Source organism: Aliikangiella sp. G2MR2-5, assembly GCF_015687155.1.
GTDB lineage: Bacteria > Pseudomonadota > Gammaproteobacteria > Enterobacterales > Kangiellaceae > Aliikangiella.
The window spans coordinates 1,477,776-1,494,164 of record NZ_JADPQF010000001.1 but is presented as its reverse complement, the minus strand read 5'-3'; the positions used below and the strand labels follow the sequence as shown (position 1 = coordinate 1,494,164).

Sequence of the window (16,389 nt, the reverse complement as noted above, 5' to 3'; positions counted from 1 at the left end):
GGTTAGATTATGCGCCATTGGCTGGTTGTTACCGCTGATAATTTTGCGCCATTAGCTCAGCTGGATAGAGCATCAGGCTTCGAACCTGAGGGTCGGGCGTTCGAGTCGCTCATGGCGCGCCAGATTAAAAAGCCACCGAAAGGTGGCTTTTTTGTTTATTTCATCACTTTGTTAACTGTTCTAATCAGCGTTTCAGGATTAAAGGGTTTTACTATCCAGCCTGTAGCTCCGGCATCTTTACCTTGAGTTTTTTTATCGTCAGCAAACTCAGTAGTCAGTAAAAGGATAGGAGTAAATCGATATTCGCTCATTTCTCTTAAGCTTTTTGTTAATTCAAGTCCGTTCATTTCTGGCATATTAACGTCTGAGATAATCAGATCGATATGGTTTTGAGAAGCAATTTCTATGGCTTGCTTGCCATCTTTTGCTTCCTCGACTTCAAATCCTCCAGCTTTTAAGGTAAAACTTACCATCTGACGAATGCTTGCTGAGTCATCGGCAATTAGTATTTTGGGCATAAACACTCCGAAATAGTCACGATATCTCTAAGGTAGAGATTAGGTACCTCTACTAAAAAAGCATAGCCTATCTATGTATTATTTGGAGCCATTTTTGTTATGAAGTCGAAAAAAAGCGAGAACAATTATTATGTTAATTGATTATCAGGAATTAACAGCGGATGCCTTGTACGGTCTTTGCAGGGAGCACGTCATATCTCATTTGACAGATTCCGATGTTGAAGTAGAGCTTGAAAGCTGGATTCAAATGGTAGTTGATAAAGTGAAGAGCGGGGAGTTAGTTATTGAGTTTGCTGAAGTAAACCAGTCAGTTGTCATCAAGAATCGTGATGAGGTCGCTTTCGATGAACAATAGTTGTGTGGGCTTAGTTAAAACTTAGAATATCCACTATATTAGTAATTGCTAATTTCATGTTAGCATATGGACGGTTAATAAGATGATTTATAACAAATATAGAAACTCACATAACGGAGTCAATCAATGAAACGTGTTTACCCTAACTTTTTGCTTCTTGCTTTTGTCCTGATATCTCCATTTTGTTTGCATGCGATTGCCTGGGATCTAGAAGAGACCGTTTCATATGAGATGAAAAATGCAAGAGTTCAGAACGAGAAGCTGATGACTGGCGGGCAGCCATCCCTTAAGGACCTGGGACTTTTAAAAAAGAACGGTTATAAGGTAATTATCAACTTGAGAGGAGAAGGCGAGTCGGCAGGGTATAATGAAAAAGAAGAAGCCGAACGTCTTGGTATGGCCTATGTATCAATACCTGTTGAGGGGGCTTCAGGCGTTAATCTGGAAAACGCGCTGGCTTTAGACAAGGCGCTCAAAGAGAACGAAGGAAAAGTGCTCATACATTGCGCGAGTAGTAATCGTGTTGGGGCGCTTATGGCTATTATCGCTAACAAAGTGGAAGGAAAGGCGATTGAAGAATCACTAGAGATCGGACGTAAGGCTGGTATGACTCGGCTGGAAGAAAAAGTAAAGGTTTTGTTAGAGAAGTAACCTGCAAAATGCCCCTGTTCTATTGTTTTACTTAGGGGCTTTGCACCCAAATCCTCAAAAAACTGATAAAAGTTTGTTTTGCAGGCTTCCAGTAGCAGTTAAATACTGATTTAGTTTATGTATTCGAACTCAACAAGTGACATGGTGACATCGGGCTTATCTTGTTCAACCTGTGCTATCTGAACTGGTAAATAGTTTAATTCGGGGCTCAACCACAGAGAGAATCGGCTCTCGTCGCCTTTGATACGATCAATACGAATAGTTTCCAAGTTACCCAGATTGGATTTTAATGTTTCCTGTCCTGAAATTTGATACTGATAAAGCTTGTGTCGTCCCTTATAACTTACATTGTACAGGAGGTTTTCTGTGCCGTTTAGTAAATCTGCTCTAAGCTGAATAAGGTGCGACATTCGGTCGTAAATTTTACACTCGAATGAAAGTTCCCATTGTTGTTTATCTCGTTTTCCAGTTTCTTTTCTGGCTTGCCAGTCAAATGACTGTTCTATTACCCTGGGTGATTTGAAAGTAACTTTTGACGAAGTATAGAATTTCCTGGTTTTGATCAAAGAGTTAGCTGGAACAAACTCGGTAAATTCATTGCTTCTTAAGGTAAGCATCCATTTTGATAGTTTACTTTGAATCTGAAGTTTCCAGATATTGTTAACTTCTGTCAGGGTTCTCGTTGCTTTACCTAGCTCTTTACCATCAGAATTGACCGAGTAAACCGCTCTGTACTGACGGAGGAAACGCCATTGGGTATCAGGTTGTGCATCAGGTTGTGCATCAGCGGTTATGCCTGAGTCACAATCACTAGCCGTCCCGGCAGATAAATCAACACTGAGAGTTGCTGATGGGATCTCTACATTTTCATCTAGAGCAGACTCATTGATAGGTGGAGTGCTGAGGCTGTTATCAAGGTCCTGTAAGTTCTTTCCTGTTAAAGTCGCTGATTCTTGAGCTTCTTCCTCAGTAATGCGTGGTTCAAGTATTTTTTCTCGAGAGACTGTTGTTTTTTCTAAAACAGGAGCAAGATCTGATTCGGTGTCTTTGTTTTTTTCGCTGGCAATAGACTGCGAGCTAAAAAGGATTGCAAGAAGCAATAAAAGCAAAACGCGCCGAAAAGGCGCGATCATGCTAGTTAAGTAATACGGGATTATCCATTTTCTTTCCGTCAAGATAGATTCCTTCCGCTTTAAGTTCGAGTCGGCCGGTCAAAAACCACTGAGCTACTTCTGGATAGAGCTGGTGCTCTAAAGTTTGTATCGCTGTTTTGACATTATCTTCGTCGCTGTATGAACTCAAACTTAATCTGGCTTGAGCTATAACTGGACCACCATCCAACTCTTCGGTCACAAAGTGTACGCTGGTCCCGTGGAATTCATCCCCATTCTCCATTGCTCGACGATGTGTATGCAGCCCCTGGTACCTGGGTAGTAGAGAAGGGTGAATATTTAATAGCCTTCCACTAAATTTTTCCACAAAATAGGGAGTCAGTATTCGCATAAAACCAGCAAGAATAACCAGATCGGGGTTAAAACACTCAATTGATTCGGCAAGCGCGATATCAAAAGCTTCTCTGGATTCAAAACTCTTATGTGAAATCGTTTTTGTTTCAATACCTGCTTTTTCCGCTCTGGTTAGGCCGTAGGCATCTTCAATATTACTGATAACCCCTACAAGCTGTCCCCCGAGCTCTCCTGCGTTTGCTCTTTCTATAAAAGCCTGCAGGTTAGAGCCACTACCTGAAATAAGAACTACTACGCGCTTGTCGTTCATCTACCAAACTCTCGTTAACTAAAGCTAACTTGCTCTGAGCCATCTGAATCAACAATTTCTCCCAGATGCCATGCATGCTCACCAGCTTCGTTAAGAAGTGAGATGGCTTTATCCAGTTGTTCGCCAGAAACAACGATAACCATTCCAACACCACAGTTAAAAGTACGATACATTTCGAGCTGCTCAACGTTGCCGTGTTCTTGTAGCCATTTAAAAATTTCTGGAAGTTGCCAGCTTGAGGTATTAATTTGTGCACAGGCATTTTCAGGTAAAACTCTCGGAATATTCTCGAGTAAACCGCCGCCGGTAATATGAGAAAGCGCTTTTACTTCTACTGATTTGATGAGCTCAAGAAGTGGTTTTACATAAATCCGAGTCGGCTCCAACAAAGTTTCAGCCAATGTTTTACCGTTGAAGTCTTGTTCGAGGTTTGCGCCACTGACTTCAATGATTTTTCGGATTAAGGAGTATCCATTTGAATGAGGTCCACTGGACTTAAGCCCGATTAGCTGATCTCCGGTTTTCACCTTAGTGCCGTCGATCACTTTGGACTTTTCCACTATGCCGACACAAAAGCCAGCCAAGTCGTAGTCATCGCCCTCATACATACCGGGCATTTCAGCAGTTTCCCCGCCAATCAATGCACAATTGGATTGTTTACACCCTTCACCAATGCCGGTAACTACGTCGGCTGCAGTATCAACATCAAGTTTTCCTGTCGCGTAGTAGTCAAGGAAAAATAGCGGTTCGGCGCCTTGTACAATAAGGTCGTTTACACACATGGCGACAAGGTCGATACCTACTTTATCGTGAATACCTGCATCGATCGCGAGTCTTAGTTTTGTACCTACGCCATCGGTACCTGAGACTAGTACTGGCTCTTTGTATCCTTTAGGTAGCTCAAACATTGCTCCGAAGCCACCTAGATTAGAGACTACCTCGGGGCGACTGGTTGCTTTGGCAACGCTTTTAATGCGGTCAACCAGCTGGTTTCCAGCTTCTATGTCAACGCCAGCGTCTTTGTAACTAAGGGATTGTTTATTCGAATCGGTCATCGGAAATGATCTCGTGCTGCTAGTGCCTTGAAATTGCGCGCTATTCTACCACGGCTATCGTCGAGATCGAGGATTTTAGTAGGCAAAAGGATGATTTTTTAGTTTTCTGAAGAGAATTCCTGGGATAGTTCAATCGACATCAAAGCTTCATTCATTGCATATTCATTGAACGCCGGGTCTTGTCGATCTATTTCAAAGGGGCCGGTCCAATCTTCAGGAGGAGGTGTTTCCCTTGGAGCCAAGGTTTTCCAGCCTCCGAAATCCAGCTCATCAATCTCGCCATCAAAGTACTGAATTTCGACGGTTTGATCATCATAATCAATAGCGACTACCTCGAATAGACCGTCGCCTAATACCGGTCGATACCAATGGCCTATTTCGGCCGAAATCTGTCCAGACATCATAACCCCGCACCCCACATTATTAGGTTTAAAGCTCTGCTTTTAATCCCCCTGACTTAACTGCAATAGGCCAGCGAATAGTCTGATGACCTGTTAGTTTTACCCTTATAATCGTTCATAAAGTGGTATTTTCAAAGGACCAATTTGTTCGTAGTAAAAGTGGTTTTAGAATGATTTTCTATTAATGACAAAGCTTCATTGACATGCCTAGTTTTCAGGTGGAACTGCAACTTCCTGAGGGTTCGCGGTAGCTGAGGAGCCTTCCAGCTCTGTATTGTTGAGAGGCTGAATTGGAAGAAGGGGATTGTTATTGTTTGATGCGATGGAGAGCTGCTCGATTTGCCCGATGAAGCTTTCCGGTTGTCTGGTTAATTGAGCATAAATAAGCTGATAGGTGAGCACATTCTTCACATATTCACGAGTTTCTTTATAAGGAATCTGTTCAATCCAGTGGATAGGATCACTGGTGGTAGAATTTTCAATCCACTTGACCACCCGGGTTCTTCCTGCATTGTAAGCCGCTGTAGCAAGGATTGGATTATTGTTAAAAGAACGGTACATTTTGGCCAGATGCGCGGTTCCAAGCTTGATATTGGTTTCAGCAGTATAGAGCTGTGAAGGAGACCTGTAACCACTGCTGTGCATAGAAACCTGCTTTGCAGTCGCAGGTGTTAACTGCATTAAACCGCGGGCGTTAGCGCTAGAGCGTGCATCAGTTTTAAAAGCGCTTTCCTGCCGAGTAACGGCAAAGGCCCAGCTGAGCGGGATATTATGTTTTTGAGTATTTTCTACGTAAGTATCGAGATAAGCCAAAGGAAAGCGTTTTTCGACGTCATCGATTTGCTTGCTTCTGGCAAAAGCCAAAATCGCTTGATGTTGCCAGCCCCATTTGTATGCGAGCGCAGCTAGCTTTATCTGTTGATCGTTAGAAGTTTTCGCAACAAGATGGTTCCATTCTCTTCTCGCGTCACCAAGACGGTTCATTTGATAGAACTCAAAAGCTCGCTGAGCGGCCGGTTCTTGCGCGATTTGCGATAACTCTGAAAAAGTAAATTCGACGGGCTTTTGACTTAGGCTAGCCTTCTGGTTGAGCTGTCTGGCAGCGAGGAAACCATAGTAGCTTCGTTTATGGGCAATCTTACTGAAAGTTGCGCGAGCCTCTGTCAAATTACCTAGTTGAGTTTCAGCCACTCCGAGCCAATAGTTCCATTTATGTGTATCTTTGTCTTTGTCACTGAGAGCCCTTGAGTAATAAGCGACCTTTTCCCAGTCGCCATTTTCCAGCGCTGTCGATAAGAACCATTGATTTACCGACTCATCTTTTTCCACGCCCAGGCTTTCAAGCCAGAAGGAAGCCGCGGGTTCTTTGTCAATAGCCAGGCTAAGTGCAATTATCCTTCTTAACTCATTGCTGCTGGTATGATAATCAAATTTTTCTCCAAGTCGCTGCCATATCTCGATAGCTTTGTTGGGATTTTTCCATGCCAGTCTGGAAAGACCAAGAGTAATGATATCTTCTGCTCGAGATGTTAGTGGTTGACGAAAGTCCGTTGATTCAAGGATATCGGGGTTTTTAACTGTTTTGGCCAACAAGGAGGCCGCACCTTTGCTTTTGCTCGAAAGTCTGGATGTGAGGTATTTGGCAAGCGAGTTGTTGTTTTTCTTATACGCAAGCAAAAGTCGACGCCAGATCAGGTTATCGTCAACAGGGCTAACCTTGTTCCAGGATGTAAATAGTCTGTCACAAGCTTTAGGTAGTGAACTACCGGTAAGCCACAAGTTGGAAATCTGACTATTGATATCATTGTTCAGCCCAGTTTGCTTTAATTGAAATTTCAGATAATGGCATTTCAGGGTGATACTACCAAGATTTTGATAGTGTCGCAGAAAAAGAGAACCATGGTTGTTTTCTGCTAACCAGTAAAGCCACTTATATCTGAGTTTTCGACTAACAGGTTGATCGCCGTGCTGTGTGAGAAAAGTGGATATAGCTTCAGAATGCTTTAGTGACAAGTCATTCAATAAATAGTCTCTCTCAAGATAGTACTTGAGTGGATAGCTCTGTAGCTCCTTTCTCAGTTGGTTGAAATGTACGAACTGCTTTTTATTGAGGGCTTCTTCTGCCTGTTGAAACAGCTTTCTTTCTTTCGCCAAAGAGATGCCTGTTAATGTAGTAGTATCTATTTTGACCGCTGGAGATTGGCTTCTAATAGTCCTGCCCGAATCATTTGAGGTTGTCGAAGGCACTATATTTACGGAAGGTGACGAAGTTGCTGTGAGGCTAATTAAACATGACACAATTGCCGAAATGCCTATGAACACTCGGTTTTGTATGAGCTTTTTAATTGCCATTAATATCACTATCTTTTAGATAAATATTTTCTCTGTTGATAACTTCTTGAAAATAAAGCTTTTTAAGCTATTTCTTCAAACGACGACAGCAACCTTTTTTATCTGGCTTCTACTTATTATCGTAGCTTATTCAAATAAGTTTAGCTGTTTATTTCATAACGCCTGATTTTTGAAACAATATCAGGTTTTAACACTTTATTTCCAGCTTAAAGCAACCAAAATTTTCACCACTAGTATCACCCTGTAAACAATTACAGTAGTTTTTCCAAGGTTAACCGCCAGTAAATTGGTCTGCTGTGTTTTAAAACATTTACATTGTAAAAAAGACGCTCCGAAGGAGCGCCAATGGGGTGGAGGTAGGGAAATAATTTGGATAGGACAAATCAGGAGCTAGTTTTGCGCAACTTTTTCTACCGAGTCAGTAGTAAAGTTCACACTAACCTTGCGTGCCATTGCATAAGAATCAGGGTTAGCATCTGTCTGCATACCAGCCAGTTCACCATGAGCTTTAATTTGGACTCTTTTACTTTCAATCCCAAAACGCTCAAAAGCCTGTTGAACTGCCTCGGCACGGCTTCGAGACAAAGCAAGGTTATAGTCCTGACTTCCGCGTGGGTCCGCATATCCGTCAAGCTTAATTGACAGACCTGGGAATTCATTGAGTATTCCGGCTAACTTTTTTATGGCCCCCATATCCATATCAGACAGAGTTGTCGAGTCAGTAGTGAACATGACATTCATTGTTAAGCCTTCGCTTAACCACTCAGCATTCATTTCTGACTTTTGTTCGAACTCTAATGTTTCTTGTAGCATCGCAAACTCCTTTTCTAATTTGATCTTCTGATTTTTGGACTCAGCTAGCTGAATTTTGGCATCTTCTAATTCGTTAGCTTTTTTGACCTGGTTGCCAAAGATTGCGCCAGTTGCTGCTCCGATAATAAAACCTACTGGTCCGCCAACTGCTGCTCCCGCAACTGCTCCAGAAGCAAATCCTATGTTTTCCTCTTTGCTTGCCTCCGCACTAGCTTGTGAGATATTGAGGGCAGCTGTAGCGATTAATGTTGAGATTACGATTGCTTTTTTCATGATATTTCCTCTATGAGATTAAGTTTTAAGTTTGTAACTTCTAAAAAAATTAAATAATTTGTTTCTACCTGCTTTAAAAGTTGCCTTCCTTGGCACGACACAAGCTGCATAATTGAGTGTCGCTTCCATTCTTCGTTTGGTCAGTTCATCCAGGGTGTAGGTCCTTTAAGTTTTAACTCTTCGGCCTTCTATTCAACTAAGGTGGGTTGCTTGTTTCACCTTGTTTGCCTTGGGTGATTCCATTAAACCTTCTTTATCGGGCAAGTAAGGGGAGTAAAAAAGGAGAGTCAGCGGAAGAATATGGCAAAAAGATGGCTTTGAGTCTAAATCGCTTTTTTTCCAGAATAATTCGAGTACTATTGCATTTAGTGAAAATGAAGAGGATATCTATCGATGGCAAAAAGAATCGCGCTTGTAGAAGATGAAAAGGCGATCAGAGATAACTACGCTACCTCGTTAAGAAAACAGGGCTATGAGGTAATTACCTACTCATCCAAACCTGAAGCCTTGAAGGGATTCGAAACCAGGCTGCCTGATCTGGCTATTTTAGATGTAGGCCTTCAAGATGAGCCGGAAGGGGGGTTTGAGCTATGTCGATACCTCAGAGCTCAATCGACAACTTTGCCGATAATTTTTTTAACGGCGCTTGATAGTGAGTTTGATACAATTTCCGGTCTGAGATTAGGCGCTGATGATTATTTGACCAAAGATATCAGTCTGGCCCAGGTTCTGGTAAGGATTTCTACTCTTTTTCGGCGTGTGGATGCGATGAAAGCCACTGAAGCTTTTGAAGAAGAGTTAATAGAAGTTAGTAAACTAAAACTTGATATAAATCGTTTTGTTGCAAGCTGGAGTGAACAGCCTTTAGATATTACTTTAACGGAATTCTGGATTTTGCATGCGCTGGTTAAACGACCCGGGCATGTTAAAAATAGAGATCAGTTGATGGAAGCTGCCAAAGCAGTTGTAGACGATAGTACAGTTACCTCGCATATCAAAAGACTTCGTAAGAAGTTTGTGGCGCTTGACGAGACTTTCGATCGTATTGAAACTGTATACGGTATGGGATATCGTTGGAAGGCATAATCACTATTTGAAAAATACGTTGCCAGAGGCCAATAATTAGTTAAAACATAATGATAAAACTAAATCCGGCCCATTGGCCCCTAAAAGGTAAGTTTATTTCTATTTTACTACTGGTGTTTTTAATACCGGTTGCAGCTATTCTGGTGTTAAAAGAAGTCGAAAAAGCACTTCTTGATAATCTACTTAAGAATCTTCGGTTGCATAGCGAACTAATTGCAAATCGACTACAGTCACACCAGGACTGGTTTGAAGAAAGTCTTTTGCCAGACTCAGAAAAATTTATGGCTAAAGAGCTATTTGTGTTCCCGCTGAGTGATTCGTTTTTGTTAGATGGATATTTTGATGACTGGAAGTTACTAGAAAGGTTTAGAGAATATTTTGGTAATAAGGATAATCGATTCGGTATACTGCTTGGTGAATCTGAAGGAGCTTTATATTTGTCTTTGCGCGTCGAGGATAATGGAATTATTTATCCGGATGTGGCCGAAAATTCAAAAGCGGATCAGCTGGAAATTAACTTCCTGGATGAACAAGGACTATATCACCAGATTTTTGTTTCCCCCAAAGCTCCAGGGAAAATTCCAGTTAAAAGAAAGATTGGAAAGCAGTTTCGTATTGACTGGCGATACAACGCAGTCTGGGCTGAGTACTCAACAGGATTTAATCTGGAAATCAAATTTCCCTCCGGCAAGAAGCCCAGTCAGCTAAACGTCCTGCATTATGATGTGGACTCTCCGCAAGATTCTTATACCATTGTTGCGACAAATCGTTACGAACTGAGTCCGGTTGTCTGGCCATCTGCGAGTTTGACGGCTTTTACAGAAAGCCTGGATATTAGACCAGGACAAAGAGTGTGGTTACTTGATTTAAAAGGGCGAGCGCTTGCACAAAAGGATCGTTTCAAAGAAGTGAACTGGAAGCAAGATGATAATCCGCTGATTAACTGGTTACTGATGAATCAGGATAGTGAGCTGAAAGACAGGCGTGCGTCAGCATTACGGTTAGATTCAAGTGTTATTTATCAGGCTCTTCAAGGTCAGGCGGCGACTTCGGTTGAAAACACCATGAATAAGGAAAACTCAATTGCTTTGGCAGCGACACCAATTGTTCACAACGATAAAAAGCTCGGCCTTGTTTTTATTGAAGAAAATATAGCAAGTGTTCAGTTAATACAACAAAAAACGTTGTTGCAAATGATCTATTATTCTGCAATTACCATGTTTACTATTTTTACCATTTTACTTTGGTACATATCGCGCTTAACTCTGAGAATTAGTCGTTTAAAAAATCAGATCAACGAGGTTGTCGATGACGAAGGAAGAATGAATACACCTATTGTCATTGAATCGAAAAAAGGTGATGAGCTTGATGAGCTGGGTAATGCTTTTGCTCATATGAGTAATAGGCTTTACGAATATAATGATTATCTTGAGCAGCTGGCGTCCAGGTTGTCTCATGAGTTGAGAACGCCAATCGCAATTGTTCGCAGCTCATTGGATAATTTGTCTTTGATGGAAAATGAAGAGCAAAAAGAAGTACTACAAAGAGCTATAAGCGGAACTGAGCGACTAGGAGAAATCATAACCAGAATGCGTCGTGCAACAGGAATCAGGCAGGCAATGCAGAATGCGGATTTGGAAACCATCGACTTAATTGAAATGCTTGGTTTTTTGGTAGAGGGTTATCGCTCATCCTTTCCTGATTTCAATTTTCAGTTTCTGGCAAAAATTGGTAGTTGGAAAAAAGAAGTGTCTGGCGAATTATTTGCTGAGATGCTGGACAAACTGGTTTCCAATGCTATGGACTTTTCCGAGAAGGAGCAACCCATTGTGGTTAGAGTCGAGGAAAATAATACCGGCTATGTGCTAAGTGTAGAAAATAAAGGTCCGCAAATTCCTAGAAAAAATTTAAAGAAAATATTTAACTCTCTTGTTTCTATTCGTGATTCAGTGAGCAGTTCTACAACTCAACGTGGTGCAAACTTGGGGCTGGGATTGTTTGTGGTCAAGTTGATTGCCGAGTTTCATGGTGGTAAGGCTTTGGCCAAAAACCTGGCGGACGGTTCTGGTGTTGCAATACAGATAAAGTGGGATAAGTAATCTGACGGTAAGTAGTCTGAAATAAGTCGGCCGAAATTTTACTGCAAGGCCTTGTCGTTGAACGACGTCAATAAAATTTTTGTTGCTGTTTCGCTAGAGAAGTGATTTCAGAAAAGGTTGCAAATCACTACTTGCATTTAAGTGATACTTGGCTTGCCAATCTAACGGATTTTTTTCTCCGGGATATCCCCAGCCAACAGAAACACTGAGCATTTCTGCGGCCTGAGCAGCAACAATATCTCGGTGGTCATCACCAATATAAAATGTATGTTGCGGCTTAACATTGATAATTTTACAAGCTTGCAATAACGGAAAAGGATCTGGTTTTTTTCTATCATAGGTGTCTCCACTAATGGTTACAGCACTACGATGTGAGAGGTTCAATACTTCCAATAAAGGTTTAGTTAAGTAATCTGGTTTATTGGTTACTATTCCCCATTGAATTTCATTCGTTTCAAGAAAAGTTAAAGCATCAAGAATTCCATTGAAAGGCTTGGAATAGCGACAAAGATTCTGCTCGTAATAGTCTAAAAATGCTTGCTTAAGCGAGGGGAACTCTGGATCTTCCATTTCATAGCCAAAACCCAGTTTGATTAATGCTGGAGTACCTCCAGATACAAATGGACGAATGCTTTTATCTGCAAGAGGTTCTCTTCCTGATTTTATCAGCAGATAGTTGAGAGCATTACCGAGATCTAATGCGGTATCGACAAGAGTACCATCTAAATCAAAAAGTACTGCAGAGTAAGGCATAAGCTATTCTTATATTAATGGTTTTAAATGCATCAGGTAGTTGACATCAACACCGGGTGCAAGCTTATAGGTTTTAAGCAGCGGGTTATAATGCATTCCAATCAGGTCTTTTACTTCTAGCTCTGCATCTCTGGACCAGCTTGCGAGCTCAGATGGCTTGATGAATTTTGCGTATTCATGTGTGCCTTTAGGTAGCATTTTTAGTAAATACTCGGCTCCCACTATGGCGAAAGCGAAAGCTTTGGCTGTTCGGTTAATAGTAGAAAAGTATAAGTCTCCGCCAGGCTTTACTAATTTTGCACACGCAGTAACCACCGATGACGGATCTGGGACGTGCTCCATCATTTCCATACAGGTTACTACATCAAATTCTCCTGCATGTTTTTCTGCCATAGCTTCAACTGTTGTCTGGATATAGTCAACCTTTTGACCTGATTCTAATTGATGAAGTCGGGCAACAGACAGGGGGGCTTCGCCCATATCGATACCAGTCACTATTGCCCCTTTAGCAGACATTGAGTCGCTCAGAATTCCACCGCCACAACCTACATCGATAATTTTTTTGCCGCTTAAGCCATCACTATTTTTTTCGATATAACCTAATCGAAGTGGGTTGATATCATGAAGCGGTTTAAATTCACTTTCCTTGTCCCACCAACGAGACGCGAGGTCTGAAAATTTTTTAATTTCACTGTGGTCAACATTTTCGGTGTAGGTCATCTTACTTCCTGAATTAAATGATATTTCCCAAATAATGAGCGTTATCTATTTCATTACCCATTAATTGCTTCTTTTATCGATTAATAATCTTGTTCCGCCAATGCCTGGCATTTTGCAAAATCAAATCGCTATTTAACGTTTTCAGTTTACGGTTCGACATTAATTGCTTTCCGTTGACCCAGACATTGCTTACTTGTTCTCTACCGGCAGCATAAACAATTTGTGATACCGGGTTATAAACTGGTTGTGTTTCGATACAGTTTAAGTCAATAGAAATAAAATCGGCAAGCTTGCCCGCTTCCAATGATCCAATGCTTTCCTGTAACCCTAAAGCTTTCGCTCCACCCATGGTAGCGGCGTACAGAGATTCATAAGCAGACATCGCAGTTGGATCAAGATAGTCGAGTTTGGCTAGCAGGGCAGTTGAGCGAATTTCATCAATCATATCAAGATCGTTGTTACTCGCTGCGCCATCGGTTCCTAGTGCAATATTTACTCCAGCTTCGAGCAGTTGTTTTGTAGGACAAACACCGCTGGACAATTTCATGTTTGATTGCGGGCAGTGGATGACGTGGCTCCCGCCGTCAGCTAACCATTCAATTTCGCCTTCATTCAATTGAGTCATGTGGACAGCATTAAGTAACGGACTTATCAGGCCTATTTCTTTGAGTCTGGTAAGTGGCCTGACACCGTGCGCTTCAATAAAAGTTTCAACTTCGTAAGCCGTTTCGTGTATATGCATTTGTAGCGGCAAACTCAACTCGTTAGATAACATTCCTAGCTTTTCGAGAGTTGTTTTTTCAACGGTATATGGGGCATGGGGTGCAAAATTGAAGTTAATTGTCGGGCTGTGTTTAAACTGGTCAAATACGTCCAGTCCCTTATCAATACAATCTTGAGCATTTTGTGCCCAACTTGTTTCAAACTCGACAACAACCATTCCAATGGAAGCCCGGATACCTGACTCCTTGACGGCCTTGGCCGCTTGATCAGGCATAAAGTACATATCCTGGAAGCAGGTGGTACCGGAACGTAGCATTTCGGCAATAGCATGCTGAGTGCCTTGATAGACAAAGCTATTATCAACGAACTGAGCTTCAACGGGCCATATTGCTTCTTCGAGCCACTGCTTTAATGGTAAGTCATCCGAAAGGCCCCTAAGTAAGTTCATTGCTGCATGACAGTGACTATTGATGAAACCGGGGAGCAATGCCTGGCCTTCCAGATGGGTGTGTGAAACTTCCGGATACTTTTCAGTTAATATGTCTAACTTGTCCACAGCAATTATTTCTGTGCCTCTTATTAAAAGACCAGCATTTTCTATCCAATGATCGGCCTGGGTCATAGGTATTAGCCAATCGGCGGTTATTATTTGCTCAACTTTAGTTTCCATAACTTGAGTACCTGAAGATTAATTGTTATTCACCTATATATCGCAAGAAGATAATCTTGTATGAATTTTGCCCTTCAATGAACAAAGCTTGCGTCACGGTTAAGTGGCTGATATTTTACCTGCTTTTAGATTGCCGCTAAAGCTATTTACCGGCAATTGTCAGGATCAAAATCAATTTATTAGTCTTATAAGAATAAAAATTCATGGAAAGTCAAAAACAAGAAGCTAACGAGTCGTTACAAAAAGAAAAAAAGCTGTGTGGCGCCAGTACAGATACTAGCCAAAACGGAAGCCGCAAAACCTTGCGAATGCCGATAACTAATGTCCATGCCAGAGGAGGCTTCTCGGTAACAGTTGCTTTTGGCAGTGAAACTGATACAGCTGAATTGGTTCTGGATAGTGGTAGTAGTACTCTGGTAGTAACACAAACTGCCTATGAATCAAAAGTCGATCGTGAGCTGGTGCCGACATCCTTTGCTCAATATGTTCGCTACGGTGTTGGTGGTTGGTACGGACCGGTCGTTAAGACTGGTGTTGACATGATATCTCACAATGGGAAGATGCTACTGGACAATACACATGTCTCGATCGCTGCAGAGTTTCAACAAGGCATGTTTGCTGATGCGGACGGGATATTGGGGTTGGCATTTTATGAACTGAATGATGCCCATTGTCTACAGGATTACCTAAAAGAGCAGGGTATTGCTCCGGAAGTCACTTATCCCTGGTCCAATACTGGTATTGAGAAACAAAGTGTTAAATCTTTCCGATCATTTGTGAAAAACAAACCTAAGAGCGAACTTAGACCCTATTTTACCTGTTTGGAAGAACAAGGTGTTTCAGCCAATAAATTTTCATTTGTTACTCGACGCTCCAGTATTCATCATGCTGCGCCAAATTTGTCTAAAGAAGACCTGAAACAAGACCCTCTTAATCAGGGGCTATTTATCTTGGGAGGTGGCGAAGAAGATCAAGACCTTTATGAAGGCGAATTTACTCGAATTAAAGTTGTTGATGATGTTTACTACAATGTCAGGTTGCTAAAAGTAAAAGTCGATGGTTTCGAAGCCTTTGACGTACCTGTTCTCGAAGGAAAAGAACTGGAAAAGCATCACTCGAATGCTTTTATGGATACTGGTGCTACCTTGCTCGTATTGGATAATGTTGTCTTTAACTATATTATCGAATGCATGGAAAAGGTTGATCCCAAGTTTAAGGATATTTTGGAGCCATTCTTGTCATTTGAATATAAGGAAGAAGGCGTTGACGCCAGTTTGGTAAATCTGGAGGAATGGCCGGATATTGAGTTTATCTTTGAGGCTTCAGTCGATTCAGAGGAAGAGGAAGTCAGTCTCATTTGTAAAGCGGATGACTATTGGCAAGTTAACGCTCCACAGCATGGACAGGCTTCTTTTAAAATTATTTCGCAGCTTCCTGGGTGGCCTGATCAATCAATTTTGGGGTTACCTCTGATGTCTGATTATTATGTGATATTTGCTCGATTTGAGAATGAGTTCGGGGACATGAAGTTTGCGAAAGCGAAGTTTTGAATAAAGCAATGTCCAGTAAAAAACTTCCCATTTTGGAAACGGATGAGTTTAGGTTGGTTCCTCTGAGCGGAATACATAAGCCGATTTATAAAAAAGCGTTCTTATGTAAACGAACGACAAGATATATTGATAGGGCTTTCTCAAAAGATGAAGTTGATAAAAATTTTGATGTGGCTTTAAACTCCTTGAGTAGTATCAACTACTTGATCGTCTTGAAACGAGATAACCTGGAGGTAGGATTTATTGGCGTTCAGGTTTGTAGTAAGCAGATGACAGCAGAGCTTGGTTTTATGTTAATGGCAAAAAAAGCCCCAAAAGGAACTGCCAGGCTGACCGCTATAATGTTAATAAATTACTTATTCAACTATTTGGGATTAAATAAAATTGTTTTTGTTACTTCTATTAGAAATAAAGCGGCAATACGAGCTTGTTTAACTATAGGAACAGATTTTTCTGGCTCTCCAATCAAGCAAAATCCCCAAATAGGCGTTATTTTGAAGAAAAACTGGCAATTTTCGGATGTCGCCTGCACTGTTAGAATGGACGATTCTAAGTATCTTTGATTGTCAAAATATCGGTTTTTAAGGAAATAGA

16 protein-coding genes and 1 tRNA gene are annotated in these 16,389 nt (G+C 41.4%); 7 read left to right on the top strand and 10 right to left on the bottom strand.

Annotation, left to right across the window (positions count from 1 at the left end; translation table 11 throughout):
• The first annotated feature begins 45 nt into the window (after positions 1–45).
• Positions 46–122, top strand: a tRNA-Arg gene (locus IYN84_RS06175).
• A gap of 33 nt (positions 123–155) precedes the next feature.
• Here IYN84_RS06175 and IYN84_RS06170 read toward each other — a convergent pair.
• Positions 156–518: a response regulator gene (locus IYN84_RS06170; protein ID WP_196138277.1), complete on the bottom strand. Its 363-nt coding sequence runs from the start codon at positions 516–518 to the stop codon at positions 156–158.
• Positions 519–648: 130 nt separating this feature from the next.
• Between IYN84_RS06170 and IYN84_RS06165 the strand changes: the two genes are divergently transcribed.
• Together IYN84_RS06165 and IYN84_RS06160 are read left to right on the top strand one after the other, a co-directional pair.
• Complete coding sequence (locus IYN84_RS06165; protein ID WP_196138276.1) at positions 649–873, top strand: YheU family protein; 225 nt, start codon at positions 649–651, stop codon at positions 871–873.
• A gap of 126 nt (positions 874–999) precedes the next feature.
• Complete coding sequence (locus IYN84_RS06160; protein WP_196138275.1) at positions 1,000–1,524, top strand: beta-lactamase hydrolase domain-containing protein; 525 nt, start codon at positions 1,000–1,002, stop codon at positions 1,522–1,524.
• A gap of 110 nt (positions 1,525–1,634) precedes the next feature.
• Here IYN84_RS06160 and IYN84_RS06155 read toward each other — a convergent pair whose 3' ends face one another.
• The 6 genes from IYN84_RS06155 to IYN84_RS06130 all read right to left on the bottom strand — a co-directional run bounded on the left by IYN84_RS06155 (position 1,635) and on the right by IYN84_RS06130 (position 8,194).
• Positions 1,635–2,699, bottom strand: a complete 1,065-nt coding sequence (locus tag IYN84_RS06155; RefSeq protein WP_196138274.1) for a DUF3108 domain-containing protein — start codon at positions 2,697–2,699, stop codon at positions 1,635–1,637.
• Entirely contained in the window at positions 2,659–3,300 is a 642-nt protein-coding gene (gene purN, locus IYN84_RS06150) for a phosphoribosylglycinamide formyltransferase (protein WP_196138273.1), read from the bottom strand. Before purN ends, IYN84_RS06155 begins: the two co-directional genes overlap by 41 nt.
• A gap of 14 nt (positions 3,301–3,314) precedes the next feature.
• Positions 3,315–4,355, bottom strand: coding sequence for a phosphoribosylformylglycinamidine cyclo-ligase (gene purM / locus IYN84_RS06145; RefSeq protein WP_196138272.1), 1,041 nt, complete (start codon positions 4,353–4,355; stop codon positions 3,315–3,317).
• Positions 4,356–4,453: 98 nt separating this feature from the next.
• Positions 4,454–4,759, bottom strand: a complete 306-nt coding sequence (locus IYN84_RS06140; protein WP_196138271.1) for a DUF6763 family protein — start codon at positions 4,757–4,759, stop codon at positions 4,454–4,456.
• A 204-nt stretch (positions 4,760–4,963) separates the two neighbouring features.
• Positions 4,964–6,910: a transglycosylase SLT domain-containing protein gene (locus IYN84_RS06135; protein ID WP_210330304.1), complete on the bottom strand. Its 1,947-nt coding sequence runs from the start codon at positions 6,908–6,910 to the stop codon at positions 4,964–4,966.
• A 588-nt stretch (positions 6,911–7,498) separates the two neighbouring features.
• Positions 7,499–8,194 carry an OmpA family protein gene (locus IYN84_RS06130; RefSeq protein ID WP_196138269.1) on the bottom strand — a complete coding sequence of 232 codons (696 nt, stop codon included), beginning with the start codon at positions 8,192–8,194 and terminating at the stop codon, positions 7,499–7,501.
• A gap of 393 nt (positions 8,195–8,587) precedes the next feature.
• Between IYN84_RS06130 and pdsR the strand changes: the two genes are divergently transcribed.
• A complete protein-coding gene (gene pdsR / locus IYN84_RS06125; protein ID WP_196138268.1) occupies positions 8,588–9,280 on the top strand; it encodes a proteobacterial dedicated sortase system response regulator in 693 nt (230 codons plus the stop codon).
• A gap of 50 nt (positions 9,281–9,330) precedes the next feature.
• Positions 9,331–11,379 (top strand): ATP-binding protein, encoded by a 2,049-nt coding sequence (locus IYN84_RS06120; protein ID WP_196138267.1) that lies wholly within the window; start codon positions 9,331–9,333, stop codon positions 11,377–11,379.
• 93 nt (positions 11,380–11,472) lie between these two features.
• Here IYN84_RS06120 and IYN84_RS06115 read toward each other — a convergent pair whose 3' ends face one another.
• From IYN84_RS06115 to IYN84_RS06105, 3 genes are all read right to left on the bottom strand, one after another.
• Positions 11,473–12,132 carry an HAD family hydrolase gene (locus tag IYN84_RS06115; RefSeq protein WP_196138266.1) on the bottom strand — a complete coding sequence of 220 codons (660 nt, stop codon included), beginning with the start codon at positions 12,130–12,132 and terminating at the stop codon, positions 11,473–11,475.
• Between the two features lie 9 nt (positions 12,133–12,141).
• Positions 12,142–12,852 carry a bifunctional 2-polyprenyl-6-hydroxyphenol methylase/3-demethylubiquinol 3-O-methyltransferase UbiG gene (gene ubiG / locus IYN84_RS06110; protein ID WP_196138265.1) on the bottom strand — a complete coding sequence of 237 codons (711 nt, stop codon included), beginning with the start codon at positions 12,850–12,852 and terminating at the stop codon, positions 12,142–12,144.
• 73 nt (positions 12,853–12,925) lie between these two features.
• Positions 12,926–14,245, bottom strand: a complete 1,320-nt coding sequence (locus tag IYN84_RS06105; protein WP_196138264.1) for a TRZ/ATZ family hydrolase — start codon at positions 14,243–14,245, stop codon at positions 12,926–12,928.
• Positions 14,246–14,448: 203 nt separating this feature from the next.
• Here IYN84_RS06105 and IYN84_RS06100 point away from each other — a divergent pair, with 203 nt between their 5' ends.
• Positions 14,449–15,795 carry a pepsin-like aspartic protease gene (locus IYN84_RS06100; RefSeq protein WP_196138263.1) on the top strand — a complete coding sequence of 449 codons (1,347 nt, stop codon included), beginning with the start codon at positions 14,449–14,451 and terminating at the stop codon, positions 15,793–15,795.
• Positions 15,792–16,358: a GNAT family N-acetyltransferase gene (locus tag IYN84_RS06095; RefSeq protein ID WP_196138262.1), complete on the top strand. Its 567-nt coding sequence runs from the start codon at positions 15,792–15,794 to the stop codon at positions 16,356–16,358. The genes IYN84_RS06100 and IYN84_RS06095 overlap by 4 nt, the downstream gene beginning before the upstream one ends.
• Positions 16,359–16,389: the final 31 nt, after the last annotated feature.